The sequence below is a fragment of the Streptomyces sp. CA-251247 genome (assembly GCF_050952975.1).
GTDB lineage: Bacteria > Actinomycetota > Actinomycetes > Streptomycetales > Streptomycetaceae > Streptomyces > Streptomyces achmelvichensis.
This window is the reverse complement of record NZ_CP191861.1, coordinates 6,984,290-6,999,554: the sequence shown is the minus strand read 5'-3', so window position 1 is coordinate 6,999,554 and position 15,265 is coordinate 6,984,290. Positions and strand designations below refer to the sequence as shown.

12 protein-coding genes, 2 pseudogenes and 1 riboswitch are annotated in these 15,265 nt (G+C 70.7%); of the genes and pseudogenes, 6 read left to right on the top strand and 8 right to left on the bottom strand.

Features of this window, described 5'->3' with window-relative positions; translation table 11 throughout:
* From ACQPWZ_RS31160 to ACQPWZ_RS31145, 4 genes are all read left to right on the top strand, one after another.
* Entirely contained in the window at positions 1 to 1,935 is a 1,935-nt protein-coding gene (locus tag ACQPWZ_RS31160; protein ID WP_433573009.1) for a thiamine pyrophosphate-binding protein, read from the top strand.
* A complete protein-coding gene (locus ACQPWZ_RS31155; protein WP_356705588.1) occupies positions 1,932 to 3,110 on the top strand; it encodes a Glu/Leu/Phe/Val dehydrogenase dimerization domain-containing protein in 1,179 nt (392 codons plus the stop codon). The genes ACQPWZ_RS31160 and ACQPWZ_RS31155 overlap by 4 nt, the downstream gene beginning before the upstream one ends.
* Before the next feature lie 126 nt (positions 3,111 to 3,236).
* Complete coding sequence (locus tag ACQPWZ_RS31150) at positions 3,237 to 3,857, top strand: TetR/AcrR family transcriptional regulator (RefSeq protein WP_340476603.1); 621 nt, start codon at positions 3,237 to 3,239, stop codon at positions 3,855 to 3,857.
* 135 nt (positions 3,858 to 3,992) lie between these two features.
* Positions 3,993 to 4,901, top strand: a complete 909-nt coding sequence (locus ACQPWZ_RS31145) for a carbohydrate kinase family protein (RefSeq protein ID WP_433573008.1) — start codon at positions 3,993 to 3,995, stop codon at positions 4,899 to 4,901.
* 123 nt (positions 4,902 to 5,024) lie between these two features.
* Here the strand turns inward: ACQPWZ_RS31145 and ACQPWZ_RS31140 are convergent.
* Positions 5,025 to 5,441: pseudogene (locus tag ACQPWZ_RS31140) on the bottom strand (DUF6745 domain-containing protein); the annotation flags it as partial.
* 2 nt (positions 5,442 to 5,443) lie between these two features.
* On the opposite strand from ACQPWZ_RS31140, the pseudogene ACQPWZ_RS31135 reads away from it, so the two are divergent.
* Positions 5,444 to 5,587: pseudogene (locus ACQPWZ_RS31135) on the top strand (STM4011 family radical SAM protein); the annotation flags it as partial.
* 19 nt (positions 5,588 to 5,606) lie between these two features.
* Here the strand turns inward: ACQPWZ_RS31135 and ACQPWZ_RS31130 are convergent.
* The 3 genes from ACQPWZ_RS31130 to ACQPWZ_RS31120 form a co-directional block, all read right to left on the bottom strand.
* Complete coding sequence (locus tag ACQPWZ_RS31130; protein WP_340476594.1) at positions 5,607 to 6,398, bottom strand: SGNH/GDSL hydrolase family protein; 792 nt, start codon at positions 6,396 to 6,398, stop codon at positions 5,607 to 5,609.
* A gap of 161 nt (positions 6,399 to 6,559) precedes the next feature.
* Positions 6,560 to 7,510, bottom strand: a complete 951-nt coding sequence (locus ACQPWZ_RS31125; protein ID WP_433573007.1) for a M23 family metallopeptidase — start codon at positions 7,508 to 7,510, stop codon at positions 6,560 to 6,562.
* Positions 7,511 to 7,512: 2 nt separating this feature from the next.
* A riboswitch (cyclic di-AMP (ydaO/yuaA leader) is annotated at positions 7,513 to 7,667 on the bottom strand.
* A 315-nt stretch (positions 7,668 to 7,982) separates the two neighbouring features.
* Positions 7,983 to 10,076 carry an alpha-galactosidase gene (locus tag ACQPWZ_RS31120; RefSeq protein ID WP_433573006.1) on the bottom strand — a complete coding sequence of 698 codons (2,094 nt, stop codon included), beginning with the start codon at positions 10,074 to 10,076 and terminating at the stop codon, positions 7,983 to 7,985.
* A gap of 181 nt (positions 10,077 to 10,257) precedes the next feature.
* On the opposite strand from ACQPWZ_RS31120, the gene ACQPWZ_RS31115 reads away from it, so the two are divergent.
* Entirely contained in the window at positions 10,258 to 11,070 is an 813-nt protein-coding gene (locus tag ACQPWZ_RS31115; RefSeq protein ID WP_383235085.1) for a tyrosine-protein phosphatase, read from the top strand.
* Positions 11,071 to 11,139: 69 nt separating this feature from the next.
* Here the strand turns inward: ACQPWZ_RS31115 and ACQPWZ_RS31110 are convergent, their stop codons facing one another.
* From ACQPWZ_RS31110 to dxs, 4 genes are read right to left on the bottom strand one after another with little or no spacing between them, the layout of a single operon-like run.
* A complete protein-coding gene (locus tag ACQPWZ_RS31110) occupies positions 11,140 to 11,265 on the bottom strand; it encodes a DUF6126 family protein (RefSeq protein ID WP_313942871.1) in 126 nt (41 codons plus the stop codon).
* Between the two features lie 43 nt (positions 11,266 to 11,308).
* Positions 11,309 to 11,896: an XRE family transcriptional regulator gene (locus ACQPWZ_RS31105; RefSeq protein ID WP_340476590.1), complete on the bottom strand. Its 588-nt coding sequence runs from the start codon at positions 11,894 to 11,896 to the stop codon at positions 11,309 to 11,311.
* A gap of 60 nt (positions 11,897 to 11,956) precedes the next feature.
* Complete coding sequence (locus ACQPWZ_RS31100; protein WP_405574258.1) at positions 11,957 to 13,384, bottom strand: aspartate aminotransferase family protein; 1,428 nt, start codon at positions 13,382 to 13,384, stop codon at positions 11,957 to 11,959.
* A gap of 3 nt (positions 13,385 to 13,387) precedes the next feature.
* Positions 13,388 to 15,262: a 1-deoxy-D-xylulose-5-phosphate synthase gene (gene dxs / locus ACQPWZ_RS31095; RefSeq protein ID WP_405574256.1), complete on the bottom strand. Its 1,875-nt coding sequence runs from the start codon at positions 15,260 to 15,262 to the stop codon at positions 13,388 to 13,390.
* Positions 15,263 to 15,265 lie beyond the last annotated feature (3 nt).

The window sequence follows — 15,265 nt, the reverse complement described above, 5'->3', positions numbered from 1 at the left end:
ATGTCAGCCATGCCTCTCACCGGCGGCGAAATGGTCGTACGCGCGCTGGCCCTGCACGGCACCGTCCGGGCCTTCGGCATCCCCGGCACCCACAACCTCGAGATCTACCGGCATCTCGCCGCCTACGGCATCGCCCATGTGACCCCGCGCCACGAGCAGGGCGCGGGATACGCGGCGGACGGCTACGCGCGGGTCACCGGGCGGCCCGGCGTCGCGATCACCACGACCGGGCCCGCCCTGCTGAACATCGCGGCAGCAGTCGGTCAGGCCTACTCGGACAGCGTGCCGCTGCTCGTGGTCTCCCCCGGCATGCCTCTGCGGCATCCGCGGCAGGCGACCGGACTGCTGCACGAGATGCGCAGCCAGACGGAGGCGCTGCGCGGAGTGGCGGCGTTCAGCCACCGGGTGTCGTCCGTCGACGAGATCGGCGCGGCCGTGGCCCGTGCGTTCACGCTGTTCACGACCGAGCGGCCGCGGCCCGTGCACATCGAGATCCCGCTGGACCTGCTGGAGTCCGCGGAATCCGCCGCACCCCTGCGCCTCTCCCCGCCCGTACAGCCGGCGGCGCCCCGGGCCGAGCAACTCGCCCGGGCCGGAGAGGTCTTGCGCACGGCGAGCCGTCCGGCGCTGGTGCTGGGCGGCGGCGCCCGCGGGGCCGCGAGCGAACTGTGCTCCCTGGTCGAGGAGTTGGCCGCACCCGTGGTCACCACGGCCAACGGCAAGGGCATCGTGGACGAGTCCCATCCGCTGTCCCTCGGGGTGTCGTTGCACAGCCCGGCCGTCCAGAAGTGGCTGGCCAACTGCGATGTGGTGCTGGCCGTGGGGACCGAACTGGCCGAGTCGGACCTGTGGTCCGAGCCCGTGCCGCTCGGCGGAACGCTGGTGCGGGTCGATCTGGATCCGGCGCAGATGTACGCGGGGATCCCGGCGCACATCCCGCTCGTGGGCGATGCGCGGGAGATCGTGTCGGCGCTGCTCGGTGCGTGCCGCGAGGGGCTGAGTGCGAGCCCGGCAGCCCCGTCCTTGCGCCTGGCCACGGGCGGCGGTACCGCGGCGGGCGCACACCGGGCCGTCGAACTGCGGCTGGTCCGGGGCGACGGGAGCGGCCCGGACACGGACGGGGCAGAAGGGGCAGAAGCGGTCGAGGACAGGCGCGGCGCCGGGCTCCGGGCAGCGGACGGAAGGCCGGTCGTCGCGGGGCCGGGCGCCAGGACGGCGGATGGTTCGGCCCCGGAAGCCGGCGCCGAGGTCGTCGCCGAACACGGGCTGGGAACGGCCGGCGCCGACCACGAGCCGGGGGACGTCACCGCCGGACAGCGGATGGGCGTCGCCGAACACCGGACCGGCGTGGCCGCCGTCGCCGAGCTGCGGGCCGCCCGCGACGGCGAGACCCGGGAGCGTGACGCCCGCTGGCTGCCGTACCTCCATGCCATCCGCTCGGTGCTCGACGCCGACGCCGTCATCACCTCCGACAGCGCCCAGTGCTGCTACTACGGCGCGCTCCCCCACCTGCCGATCGGCCCCGACGCCCGCTATCTGCACCCCACGGGCTTCGGCACCCTCGGCTACGCACTGCCCGCCGCGATCGGCGCGAAGAGCGCCCACCCCGACCGTCAGGTTCTCGCGCTCAGCGGGGACGGCGGACTCCAGTTCTCGATCCAGGAACTCGCCACCGCGGCGCAGCTCCGACTGCCCCTGCCGGTCGTCGTGTTCGACAACGGCGGATACGGCGAGATCCGTGACGAAATGGCCGCCCGCGGCGACACCCCCGCCGCCGTCGACCTCGCGCCCGTCGATCTGCCCGGCATCGCCCGGGCGTACGGCGGGCACGGCGCATCCGCCACCACCCCCGAGGCGCTGGCCGCCGCGCTCACCCGCGCGTTCGCCACCCCCGGTCCCACTGTGATCACCGTTCCCGAGGAGACCTCTCGATGACCGCCCCCGTGCTCTCGCTCACCTGGACCGACCATGTCACCGGCCGCCAGGGCCATCTGGTGATCGACCGGCTCGTGCGCGGAGTCTCCAGCGGGGGTCTGCGGATGCGGGAGGGCTGCACGCTCGACGAAGTGGCGGGTCTCGCCCGCGGGATGACCATGAAGGAGGCCCTGCACTACAACCCGGACGGGAAGTACATCCCTCTCGGCGGCGCGAAGGGCGGCATCGACTGCGATCCGCAGGACCCGCGGGCGTACGGCATCCTCGTCCGCTATCTGCGGGCCGTGCGCCCGTATGTCGAGACGATGTGGACCACCGGCGAGGACCTCGGACTGACGCAGGACATCGTGGAGCGCGCCGCGGCCGAGGCGGGGCTGGTCTCCTCCATCCAGGCCGTGTACCACCTCTTGGACGACGAGGCCACGGCTCGCCGGCGGCTCGCGGACGCCTTCGCCGTCGAGGTCGACGGCATCGGACTCGACGAACTCGTCGGCGGCTGCGGTGTCGCCGAATCGGTCCTGGTGGCGCTCGACCGTGCGGGCGTCGCCCACGAGGGCACGCGGGTGTCCGTGCAGGGGCTCGGCACGATGGGCGGAGCCACGGCGCGGTTCCTCGCGCGCGCCGGACTGAGGATCGTGGCCGTCGCCGACATCAAGGGCACGGTCGCCAATCCGGACGGCCTGGACGTCGACGCGCTCCTCGCCGCACGTGACTCCTACGGCACCGTCGACCGGACGGCGCTTCGCCCCGAGGATCTGGAACTGCCGGGCGACGCCTGGCTGTCGGTCGATGCCGAGGTGCTGGTGCCCGCCGCGGTCTCGTATGCGATCGACACGGCCAACCAGGCGCAGATCACCGCCTCATGGATCGTGGAGGCGGCGAACATGCCGGTGCTCCAGGAGGCGGAGGAGCTGCTCGCCCGGCGGGGCGTCACCGTACTGCCGGACGTGGTGGTCAACTCCGGTACCAACGCCTGGTGGTGGTGGACCCTGTTCGGGGACATCGAGGCCGATGCCAAGGAGGCGTTCGCGTACACCCGGCGGTCGATGCGCGAGCTGATCGGCCAGATGCTGGCGCGGGCGGAGGCGGACGGCACCACCCCGCGGGCGGCCGCGCACGCCATCGTGGCCGACCGGCTGCCGGTCATCGCCGAACGCTTCGGCTGGTACCGCTGACGGCAGCCGACAGTGGAGTCCCGCTGACGACGGCGCCGACGGTGAGGCCCCGGCCGGTCACCGTCGGCGGCCGGGCCGGACGCACATCCATGGCTCCCACCAAGATCGGCTGTGTAGGGTGAGAACGTGGCAAGAGTCCGGTTGAGCGTGGCGGAGCGACGTGAGGAGCTTCTCGGTGCTGCCGTCGCGCAGATCGAGGAGCGCGGTGTCGCAGCCGTACGCATCGCCGATGTGGCCGCGTCCCTCGGGGTGAGCAACGCGCTGGTTCTGTACCACTTCTCGACCAAGGAGAAGCTCGTCGCGGCGGCGTTCACCCATGCCGCCGACGGCGACCTGGCCCATCTGCGCAAGCTGCTGGGCCGCCGCACGACCGCGGTGCGCCGACTGCGATCGGCCGTCCGCTGGTACGCGCCCACCGGCACCGCCAAGGGCTGGCGGCTGTGGATCGAGAGCTGGGCGGCGTCGCTGCGCGAGCCCGCGCTCCGCGAGGTCGCCCGTGACCTCGACCAGCAGTGGAAGGCCGCTCTGACCGAGGTCATCGCGCAGGGCGCGGCCGAGGGCGAGTTCCCCTGCGACGATCCTGCGGCGGCGGCGTGGCGGCTGACCGCGTTCCTGGACGGTCTCGCCGTCCAGATGACCTCGTACTCCGGTTCGCTGTCCCGGGCGGCGATGCTGGAGTGGACCGACGAGGCGCTCGCCCGTGAACTCGGCCTGGACCGCGCGGAACTCGCCGCCGCCACCCGCTGACCGGACAAGACCCCGCCCGCTGACCGGTCAACGCCTGCACCACAGAAGTCCCAACAGCCATACTGGGCAACTGTGTCGCACCTGTCGCAGCGCCAGACGGAACATACTGCCCCCCTTTCCTCTTCCTCCCCCGATGTGCCTTCCTCCGATACACCCCCCGACGTACTCGTCATCGGTGGCACCGGTGTGGACACGGTCGTCCGTGTCGACACGCTGCCCGTACCGCTCTCCGACTCGCTCGGTGTCGGCCCCATCCTCGAATGGCCCGGCCACACAGGCGGAAACGTGGCCCTGGGCTGCCGGGCCCTGGGGCTGAACGTCACCCTCCTCGACTACATAGGCGACGACTGGCCGGGCCGCCAGGTCCGGGAACGGCTGGCCGCCGGTGATGTCGCCTTCGAGGCACTGATATCGCCCGCCGGAACCCGCCGGGCGGTCAACCTGGTCGATCCGTCCGGCCACCGCATGTCGTTCTACGACGGCCGCGACCCCGCCGATCTGCGGATGCCGCGCGATGCCTACCTCCCTCATCTGCGGCGGGCCCGCCATGTCCATCTGTCGATCGTGAACTTCGCACGCTTCCTCTTCGACGACATCGAGGAACTCGGTGTGCCCGTCTCCACCGATCTGCACGACTGGGACGGACTCGCGGACCACCAGCGGGAGTTCGCCCTGCGTGCGGATCTCGTCTTTCTCAGCGCCGCGGGTGCCGGTGAGCGCATCGCGTCCGTGATGCGAGAGATCCTGCGCGACGGCCACGCGCAGGCCGTGGTCGCGACAGCCGGGGCCGGCGGCTCCTATCTCCTCACCCGCGACGGGAGCAGTACGCCGCGACCGGTGCCCGCCGTCGCCCCGCCCGGCCGCGTGGTCGACTCCAACGGTGCCGGAGACGCCTACGTCAGCGGCTTCCTCTACGGAAGGCTGGGCGGACGCGACCTGGAGGAGTGCGCCCGGCTGGGAGCGCTCGCCGGCGCCCACGCCTGTACGGGCGAAGGCAGCACCGCACTGATCGGCCAGGAGCAGATCCGCGCGGCGCAGGTCTGAGCAGGCCGGGCCGGGGCCGGTCGGGGGCCGAACACGTCGATCGGCAGCAGTTCGGGTCCCAAGCCGGTCGGGCCGGGGCCGGTCCGACCGGCTCAGGGTCGACCTGCCCAGGATCTGACCGGCTCAGGTCTGCAGCAATGGTTCGTACGCCTGCTCCGCGAGGCCGAAGGTCCAGGCCACGCCCTCCCTCGCGGTCCTGGTCGTGGGCGGCACCCGCAGCCAGTAGGTACGGTGCGTGCCGTCCGGCTCCGGGGTGGAGTTGAGCACCTCGACCATCACCACGTCCTCGTCGTCGGTCAACGCGATCCGCCACAGCGTGCCGGACTCGTCGGTGTGGACCGGCTGGGCGCCCGACTCGGCGAGGTAGCGGTCGTAGCCGTAGTACTCGAGCATCACCCGGCGCAGTTCCGCGTTCTCCTCGGTGCGTATGCGCTGGGGTGTGAGCGAGGAGAGTTCCTGAAGGAACGCGGCGGGCACGGGCATGCCCCGCCATGCATGGAGAGCGAATCCGTCGGAGAAGGCGAGCGCGGGTCCTTCGCCTCCGGCAGGCGCTGCGCCCCCGTACCTGTCCGCTGGCCGTCTGCGACTGCCACATCGGCTATGTCCACCTGGAGTCGTTGCCGTTGTACGACGTGTTCGCCGGCGGGGTACTGGAGCGGATCCCGGCACGGCAGGCCGGCCGGTAGCGGTTCCCCGCCGCCCGCCTCACAGCGGCAGCAGGTCCGGCCGCTTCGCCTCGACGTGGTCGCCCGAGCTCTCGCCGCGCAGCCTGCGGCCGATCCACGGCACCAGGTGCTCGCGTGCCCACTGGACGTTGTCCCGGCGCACTTCATAGGGAGCGCGCGGCGGCAGGACCGGCCACTCCTGGTCCGGGTCGGCGGGTACGTCGAGTCCGAGGACCTGGGCGGCGCGCAGGGCGACCCTGGTGTGACCCTCGGGCGACAGGTGCAGGCGGTCCGAGTCCCACGCCCGCCTGTCCTGGACCGACTTGAGCGACCAGAGGTCCAGCACGGGACAGTCGTAGCGGTCGGCGATGGCCCGGACATGGGCCGTGTACGTGGCGATCTTGCCGCGCAGATGGCGCAGCACCGGCACACCGCGGGTGTCGAAGCCGGTGGTCACCATCACCGTCCCGACCGCGCCGGTGAGATCGGCGACGGCCCGCTCGAAACGTTCGGCCACGTCGTCGGGGTCGCTGCCCGGGCGGATGATGTCGTTGCCGCCGGCGCAGAACGTCACCAGGTCCGGGGCGAGTTCCACCGCCCGCGCCACCTGCTCCGCGACGATCTGGTCGAGCAGCCGGCCGCGCACGGCGAGGTTGGCGTAGCGAAAGGTGTGTTCGGGCATCCGGTCGTCGAGCAGGACCGCGAAACGGTCCGCCCAGCCGACGAACGCCCCGTCCGGTCCCGGGTCTCCGACGCCTTCGGTGAAGCTGTCACCGATCGCCGCGTACGACCCGATTGCGCCTTTTTCGTCTGTTCTCGAATCGTCTGACACAAGAACTCATCCTGTCCTTACGCGTGTGACCTACGCGACCGTAAGGAGGGGTTGACGGTGCGTGATCTTTGCCACCGGTCAAGTTTCGACAAGCGCGGAATACGCCGAATCCCCCCGTGCCGGAATGGGCGGCACGAGGGGATTCGGGCGTTTTGGGTGCGTCAGAGAGAAACGCCGTGCTGGCGCAGGTACGACACCGGGTCCATGTCCGAGCCGTAGCCCGGGCCGGTGCGGATTTCGAAGTGCAGGTGCGGGCCGCTGGAGTTGCCCGTGGAGCCGGAGAGGCCGATCTGCTGTCCACCGCTCACGTTCTGACCCGCGGAGACGGTCAGTGACGAGAGGTGGGCGTACTGGGAGTAGGTGCCGTCGGTGTGCTGGATGACGACCTCGTTGCCGTACGCACCGCTCCACCCGGCGGAGACGACACTGCCCGGGCCCACGGACTTGACCGTGGTGCCGGTGGACGCGGAGAAGTCGATACCGGTGTGGTAGCCGCTGGACCACATGGCGCCGGAGGCGCGGTACGGGGTCGTGACGGCGGCGGAGTCGAGCGGCGCGGAGTAGCCGGAGGCGCTCTCCTGCGGGGCGGACTCGGCCGAGTAGCTCGTCGAGGCCTTCGCGGCCGTGTCGCTCGCGCGGGACTCGCTGCGGGAGGCGCGGTCCTCGTTGTCCGAGGCCTTCGGCTTCGCGGGGGCCGCCTTCTGCGCCGGCTTCTCGGCCGGCCGCTCCTGAGCCTTGGCGCCGATGGTGAGCTTGAGGCCCGGGTGGATCAGCGCGGGGTCGTCGCCCACGGCGGCACGGTTGTCCGCGTACAGCTTCTGCCAGCCGCCACGGACGTCGTGCTCGGCGGCGATCTTGGACAGATAGTCACCGGCGACGACGCGGTACGACGTGGGGGCGGCCGGCTTCTGCGCGGTGGAAGCGGCCGGTGCGGCGGCCGCCTTCTGCGGAGCGACGGCCGGGGCCGCGGCGGGAGCGGCCTTGTCCGCGGCGTGGGCGCCTGCCGCACCCATCAGCGGGAGGGCGATGGCTGCGCCACCGGTACCCGCGGCGACGAAACCGCGGGAGATGGAACGGGACTTGGGACGGCGGTGCTTACCCTTTCCGGGCATGGCGCATTCCTCTCCGGCGCCGGCGAGGTGAGCTGTCGGGTTCGGGCTGGAGCTGCCCGGTCACATGGCTGCGTGACTTCACCCCAAGCCGTCCGGAGCACCGGACGGCGTACTACCTGGGTCCCCCGCTCCTGCCACACGTGGGTGGGTGGGTATTCCGGTCGGCGGCAGGATTAGGCGGTCCGTCCGGATTTCCGTGACCGTAAGCGAGCATTACGGACGGGAACAAGCCACCTCTTTTTCCGATCACGGGCCACATGTATATCGGACGGGAAATTCCGGTCACACTCCGTGGACGAAGGAGCCTCAACTTCCTTCTGGCGTCGCATTTCTGGCCGGTGGATCAGCCACGGTCCGTCACGAATGAGATCCTGCTCACGGGCCTTTTCCCATCTCCATTCCAGACGGGGCAGGCTGTGGCGAACAGTTCAATTCGGACAGAAAACCCATATGCAAAGAATGATGAGCGGTATCAGCCAATTCGTCGCAACCTGATCACCGTGGCGTCCATGTCACCCTTCAGCCCGGTCTCCAGCCCGTGGTGCAGCAGTACCGATCCCCGGTGCACCTGCGCCGTGTCCGGGCATGCGTAGGCGGCGGCCGGGTCGAGGCCGCGCAGCCTCAGCCGCGGCGGCTGCTCGCCGTAGTGCTGCGCCTGGAGCCAGGCGAGGACGACGGTCTCGTCCCCGCGTATGTACTGCACGGCGCTGAGCCCGCCCTCCGGTGCCCGCAGCCGGTACAGGTCTCCGTGCTGCACGACCGGCCGGATCTTCTTGTAGAGCTCCACCCAGTCGCGCGCCTCGGCCAGCTCCTCCGCGGTCCACTCGGTCAGGTCGCCGCCCACCCCGAGCACACCCGCCATCGCGCTCACGAAGCGGAAGCGCAGGCTGCTGAATCGCCCGTTGAGCTGGACATTGGGGCTGTCGGTGACCCAGGCGGCCATCACCCGAGCGGGGTGGATCTGGGTGAAGCCGTCCTGGATCGCGAGCCGGTCCAGCGGATCGGTGTTGTCCGAGGTCCACACCTGGTCGGTGCGGGAGAGGATCCCCAGATCGATCCGGCCGCCGCCGCCGGAGCAGGACTCGAACGCGACACCGGGGTGTGCGGCACGCAGCCGCTCCAGGAGCGCGTAGAGGGCGTCGACGTGTTCCACCCACAGCCGCTGCGGATAGTCCTCACCGGGCCAGCCGGCGTCCGTGAAGCAGCGGTTGAAGTCCCACTTCACATAGTCGATCGGTGCGCTGCCGAGCAGCGTGTGCAACTGCTCCCACAGGTAGTCCTGCACGTCCTGGCGGGCGAGGTTCAGGACGAGCTGGTTGCGGAGCTCGGTCCTGGTCCGTCCGGGGTGGTGCTGCACCCAGTCGGGGTGCGCCCGGTAGAGATCGCTGTCGGCGTTGACCATCTCCGGCTCGACCCAGATGCCGAACTGCATGCCGAGCTCGTGCACTTCGTCCGCGAGCGGCCGCAGGCCGTTCGGGAAGCGGTCCGGGTTGGGGGTCCAGTCGCCGAGGCCGGCGCGGTCGCTCGTCCGCTGCCCGAACCAGGCGTCGTCGACCACGAACAACTCGACGCCCATGTCCGCCGCCCGCCGGGCGAGCGCGCGCTGCTGGTCCTCGGAGATGTCGAAGTTGGTGGCCTCCCAGGAGTTGTAGAGGACGGGCCGGTCGGCGGCGGCGTCCGGGATCACCCGCGCGCGCTGCCACGTGTGCCAGGCACGGCTGGCGCCGCCGAACCCCTCGGCGCTCCACAGGCCGGCGAAGACGGGTGAGGTGTAGCTCTCCCCCGGAGCGAGCTTCAGCAGTCCGGAGTCGTCGTAACCGGCCCCGCCGGTGATCTGCACCAGGCCGTCGGGCAGCTGCTGGACGCTGATGCGCCACGACCCGGACCACGCGAGCGCGCAGCCGTAGACCTCGCCGTGTTCCTCGGTCGCCCCGTCCGCGTCGAGCGCGACCCAGGGGAGGTGCTGATGGCCGGTGTGGCCGCGGCGGCTGCTGAGCACCTTCTCGCCGTAGGTGAGCGGGGACCGTACGAGCAGGGACTCGGCGGCCCACCGGCCGTGCAGCTGACTCAGCCGCCAGGCGTCGCGCTGCGGCAGCGTCCAGGCCGCCGCGTCGGCCCGCAGCAGCTCCAGATCGGGCCCGTCCCCTTCATGGGCGACCGTCACCCAGCGCTCGACCACATCGGCGTCGTCGCGCATGCGGTGGTGGAGGGTGAGCCCGAGCCCGTGCACGGCGTCCGTGAAACGCAGCCGCAGCTCGTCGCCGTCCGCCGAGGCGTCGGCGAAGGCCCACTCGGTGCCGCGCACCTGGGGCGTGCGGACGGAGAGAGAGGGACGGACGAACCGGGGGCCGCCCTCGACGGGGTACTCCTCGTGCCCGTCGAGAGGGGACTCGAACGGCCAGTAAAGCGGCAGCCCCCGGTCCGCGACCGCCTCGGCGTCCGCACCGGATATGCGTGGCCCCCAGTGGAGATGGAGCAGCTCGTCGCTGTCCGTGAGGTGCAGTGCATAGCTGCTCGTCGGTCCGGAGAGAACCCACGTACGACCCTTGCCAACGCTCTCGATCATCCCGACCCCTCAGATACTCACAGGTCCGCACAGGCCCGCACATCATCCGACGCGGACCACCGCTCGTGCAACGCCTCTGCGGGGTCGGGGCCAAGATGATTGCCCGACGAACCCATGTCGTATCGTCGAAACACGCCGTCGTCGGCGACCGGCGCCGACCGCAGTGACTTCAGGAGCTCACGTGACGCAGCAGCTGCCGCAGGTCCCGTCGACCGAGCCCGAACTGGCCGGTGTGCGCAACTTCCGGGACGTGGGTGGTCTGCCGACCGTGGACGGCAGGCAGGTGCGGTACGGAAAGCTCTTCCGCAGCGGCCATCTCGCCAACGCGACCGCGACCGACGCCTCGTTCCTCACCACGCTCGGCCTGCACACGATCTTCGACTTCCGCAACGCGGCGGACATGCGGCTGGAAGGTCCTGACGTCGAGCTTCCCGGCGTACGCAATCTGAATCTGCCGCTCACCGACCCGGCCGACGGCGCGGAGTTCTGGAAGATGGTCCGCGAGGGCAACATCGACCAGCTGCGCTCGATCCTCTCGGACGGCAAGGCGGCCGACAGGATGTCCGCCTCGTACCGCACGATCATCACGCAGCGCACCGGCGAGCACAGCCGGGTCCTGCACGCACTCGCCGAGAACAGCGTGCCGGCCCTGATGCACTGCGCCGCGGGCAAGGACCGCGCGGGTCTGTCGATCGCCGTGTCCCTGATGGCGGTCGGGGTGGAGCGCGAGGCGATCGAGGCGGACTACCTCAAGTCCAACGACCCGCACCGGCGTTACGTGGTCCGGCGCAAGGACAACTCCCCCGCCGGTATGTCGCCGGAGGTGATGGAGCTGTTGAGCCCCCTCTTCGACGCACGCTCCACGTATCTGCACGCCGCGTTCGACACGATCGATCAGACCTGGGGCACCACCGACCGCTATCTCACCGAGGGCCTGAAGGTGAGCCCCGAGACGCGCGAGCAGCTGCGGGCCCGGCTCCTCGACGAGGCGTGAGCCCCTCGGCGTGAGCGCACCGGTTCACGTACAGCCGCCCGCCGTACGTGAACCTCTCGCCGAAACCGGCTACTTCGCCCCCACGGTGAACAGCAGATAGAGGAACCCGGCGAAGACATGGCCCGCCACCAGATACGCGAAGAGACGGATCACCAGCCCCCGGGGAAACGACTTCTCCTCGTTGCTCTCGGACACGACGGTCTCCCTTTCGGCTCGGTGGTGCGGAGGGTCCCCGGATTCAGGCGTGCGGATGCAGATCGGGGCTCTGCAGCAGCGTGTGCACGAACAGCAGCTCGGCCCCTTCCGGGGTGGCCGCCGCGATGCGGTGCGGAGTCAGCGAGTCGAAGTGCGCGCTGTCCCCGGGGGCCAGTTCGTGCACCGTGTCGCCGAGGCTCAGCCGCAGCCGTCCGTCGAGGACGTGGATCCACTCCTCGCCCGGGTGCACCCGCACCAGGTCACCCTGGGCTCCGTACGGCACCACCACCCGCAGGGCCTGCATCGCGCGGCCGGATCCGCCGGCCTGGTGGTAGGTCCAGCCGTCCGCCGCGGTGGGCTCGCGCGCACCGGCCCGGATGACGGGCTCACGCTCGGGCGCCTGCTCGCCGAGAAGCTCGGCGACCGTCGTACCGTAGATTCTGGCGAGACCGAGCAGCATCGGCAGCGACGGCTGCCGGCGGCCGGTCTCCAGCCGGGACAGATGGGCGGGTGACAGCTCGGCGCGATGCGCGGCTGCTTCCAGGGTGAGCCCTCGGCGGCGGCGCAGATCGCGCAGCCGGGGCGCGACATCGGGCAGCGTGCCCGCCGACTCTCCCGCATGGCTGGTCATGCATCCATTGGGCCAGAGAAAGTGCCTCTGAGGCAAACTTGTTGCCTCAGAGGCAAAAGCTCAGCGGTTGGCGACCGCCTGCTTCACCAGGGTCTTGCCGAAGTCCCACATCAGACCGCCCCCGGCGTGCGCGTCGTCCATGACGGCCGTGAAGGCGGCGACGAACCGGTCGACCTCCCGTTCGCCGATCGTCAGCGGCGGAATCAGCTTGATCACCTCCAGATGGTCGCCGGAGACCTGGGTGAGAATGCGGTGCTTCTGGAGCAGGGGCACCACGACCATCTGCGCGAACAGGCCCTTGCGGGCCGCCTGAAGCATGGTCCAGCGGCTGCGGAGCTTGATCGAGTCGGGCCGGCCGAACTCGATACCGATCATCAGACCGCGTCCGCGTACCTCGTGCAGGAACTCGTACCGGTCGACGAGCGCGGCCAGCCGGGACCGCAGCAGATCACCGGTCGCCCGGGCGTTCGCCACGACCTGCTCGTCCTCGATCACCGACAGGACCGCCAGGCCCGCGGCCATCGCCTGGGCGTTGGAGCCGAAGCTCGCCGAGTGCACGAGGACCCGGTCCATCGAGGAGTAGACCTTCTTGAAGATCCAGTCCTTGCCGAGGGTCGCCCCCACCGGTACGTAACCACCGGAGAGCGCCTTCGCCACGCAGACGAGGTCCGGCTCGACGTCCTCGTGCTGGTAGGCGTAGAAGTCGCCGGTACGGCCGAGGCCGGTCTGCACCTCGTCGGCGATCAACAGCGCCTTGTGCCGGCGCAGCGCGTCCTGAGCGGCGCGCAGGAACCCCGGCGGGGGCTCGATGACCCCCTTGCCCTGGATCGGCTCGACCACCAGGGCGGCCACGTCGCCGCGCCCCAGCTCGCGCTCCAGCCCGGCGAGGTCGCCGGGCTCGAGCGCGGTGTCGGGCAGCAGCGGGGCGAACCCGTCACGGAAGGACGCCTCGCCGTTGACGGACAGGGATCCCGTGGTCAGCCCGTGGAAGGCGTGGGTGCAGTACAGCACCCTCGGGCGGCCGGTGGCGTACCGGGCGAACTTCAGCGCGGTCTCGACCGCTTCCGTACCACTGTTGCCGAAGAACACCCGGTCCAGATGCGGGCTGTGCGCCAGCAGCTTCTCGGCCAGCAGCCCCGGCAGGGGCTGGCAGTCGAAGCGGGTGAGATCGGCGAGCGAGGCATCGAGCACATCGTGCAGCGCCTTGCGGACGACGGGGTGGTGGCGGCCGAGGCCCATCACCCCGAAGCCCGCGAGCATGTCGAGGTAGTCGTTGCCCTCGGCGTCCCAGAAGTAGGCGCCTTCGGCCCGTTCGTAGACCTTGTCGAAGCCGATGGTGTGCAGCATGCGCGGCAGTTGGTGATTGAGGTGCCGCAGATGCAGGTCGTAGCGCTCGGCCCCACGCTCGGCGAGCAGCTTCGCGAGGTCGAAGCCCTTGGGCGGCTCCGCGCCGGGGGGCTGCTCGCATGCCTTGAGCGGCTCGGTCATTCCTCAGTTCTCCTTAGGCACGAGGGCGGCACTGATCCGTCCCGCGATCTCCACCGGTGTGAGGCCGATGTCGGCGAGCACCTCGCCGCGTTTGGCGTGGGCGAGGAACTGCTCGGGAATGCCGAACGTGCGCAGCGGCACGTCCACTCCCGCGTCCCGGAGCGCCTGCCCCACGGCCGAACCGACGCCGCCGGCCCGGCTGTTGTCCTCCACCACGGCCACCAGCCGGTGCGCCGCGGCGAGCGGTGGGAGCTGTTCGTCCACCGGCTTGACCCACCGCGGGTCCACCACCGTGCAGCGGATCCCGCGCCCGCGGAGCAGGTCCACGGCCTGAAGGCAGACGGAGGCGAGGGCGCCCACGGACACCAGCAGCACCTCGGGGTCCTCCGCACGGTGCAGGACGTCCATCCCGCCGACCCGGTCGACGGCCTCGACGGGCTCGCTCACCGTCTCCTTCGGGAAGCGCAGCACGGTCGGTGCGTCGTCCACCGCGACGGCCTCGCGCAGCTCCTGGCGCAGCCGTTCGGCGTCGCGGGGAGCGGCGATCCGCAGCCCCGGGACGACCTGAAGGATCGACATGTCCCACATGCCGTTGTGCGAGGGTCCGTCGACCCCGGTGACCCCGGCCCGGTCCAGCACGAAGGTCACGCCGCACCGGTGCAGGGCGACATCCATCAGCAACTGGTCGAAGGCGCGGTTGAGGAAGGTGGCGTAGACGGCGACGACGGGATGCAGTCCGCCGGTGGCCAGTCCGGCCGCGGAGACGGCGGCGTGCTGCTCGGCGATCCCGACGTCCCACACGCGGTCCGGGAAGCGCTCGGCGAACCGGGTGAGTCCGACCGGGTGCAGCATCGCGGCGGTGATCGCGACGACGTCCGGGCGCTCCGCACCGATCTCGGCGATCTCGTCACCGAACACCGACGTCCACGACGGTCCGCCGGCCGGCGTGAGCGGCTCGCAGGTGAGCGGGTCCATCACGCCGACCGTGTGGAACCGGTCCGCCTCGTCCTCGACCGCCGGCTGGTATCCGCGGCCCTTCTCGGTCAGGCAGTGCACGAGGACGGGCCCGTGGAAACGGGCGGCCCGCCGCAGCGCCGACTCGACCGCCGCCACATCGTGCCCGTCGATGGGTCCTACGTACTTCAGGCCCAGGTCCTCGAACATCCCCTGCGGGGCGAAGGCGTCCTTGAAGCCCTTCTTGGCCCCGTGCAGGGACTCGTACAGCGGTTTGCCGACGACCGGGGTGTGGTGGAGGACGTCCTTGCCCCAGGCGAGAAAGCGCTCGTAGCCGTCGGTCGTACGGAGGGTGGCGAGGTGGTTCGCGAGGCCGCCGATCGTGGGCGCGTAGGAACGCTCGTTGTCGTTGACGACGATGATCAGCGGGCGGTCCTTGGCCGCGGCGATGTTGTTCAGCGCCTCCCAGGCCATTCCGCCGGTCAGCGCGCCGTCCCCGATGACGGCCACGACATGGCCGGTGGAGCCGAGCACCTGATGTGCCTTGGCGAGGCCGTCGGCCCAGCCGAGCACGGTGGACGCGTGGGAGTTCTCGATGACGTCGTGCTCGGACTCCTCGCGGGAGGGGTAGCCGGAGAGCCCGCCCTTGCCCCGCAGCTTGGAGAAGTCCTGACGGCCGGTGAGCAGCTTGTGCACGTAGCTCTGGTGGCCGGTGTCCCACAGGATGCGGTCGACGGGCGAGTCGAAAACGCGGTGCAGAGCCAGCGTCAGCTCCACCACGCCGAGATTGGGGCCGAGATGGCCCCCCGTTCTGGCCACCGCATGGACCAGGAACTCTCTGATCTCTCTGCCGAGTTCTTCGATTTCCTCGTCGGTCAGCGCCTTGAGATCGCGCGGCCCCCTGATGCTCTCCAGAATCGTCACGGT

Excerpts from the sequence above, each read along its gene's own strand:
- ACQPWZ_RS31125 (WP_433573007.1), bottom strand. The coding sequence starts at position 7,510 with ATGCCCGGAAAGGGTAAGCACCGCCGTCCCAAGTCCCGTTCCATCTCC.
- ACQPWZ_RS31160 (WP_433573009.1), top strand. The coding sequence starts at position 1 with ATGTCAGCCATGCCTCTCACCGGCGGCGAAATGGTCGTACGCGCGCTG.
- ACQPWZ_RS31120 (WP_433573006.1), bottom strand. The coding sequence starts at position 10,076 with ATGATCGAGAGCGTTGGCAAGGGTCGTACGTGGGTTCTCTCCGGACCG.
- ACQPWZ_RS31100 (WP_405574258.1), bottom strand. The coding sequence starts at position 13,384 with ATGACCGAGCCGCTCAAGGCATGCGAGCAGCCCCCCGGCGCGGAGCCG.
- ACQPWZ_RS31105 (WP_340476590.1), bottom strand. The coding sequence starts at position 11,896 with ATGACCAGCCATGCGGGAGAGTCGGCGGGCACGCTGCCCGATGTCGCG.
- ACQPWZ_RS31155 (WP_356705588.1), top strand. The coding sequence starts at position 1,932 with ATGACCGCCCCCGTGCTCTCGCTCACCTGGACCGACCATGTCACCGGC.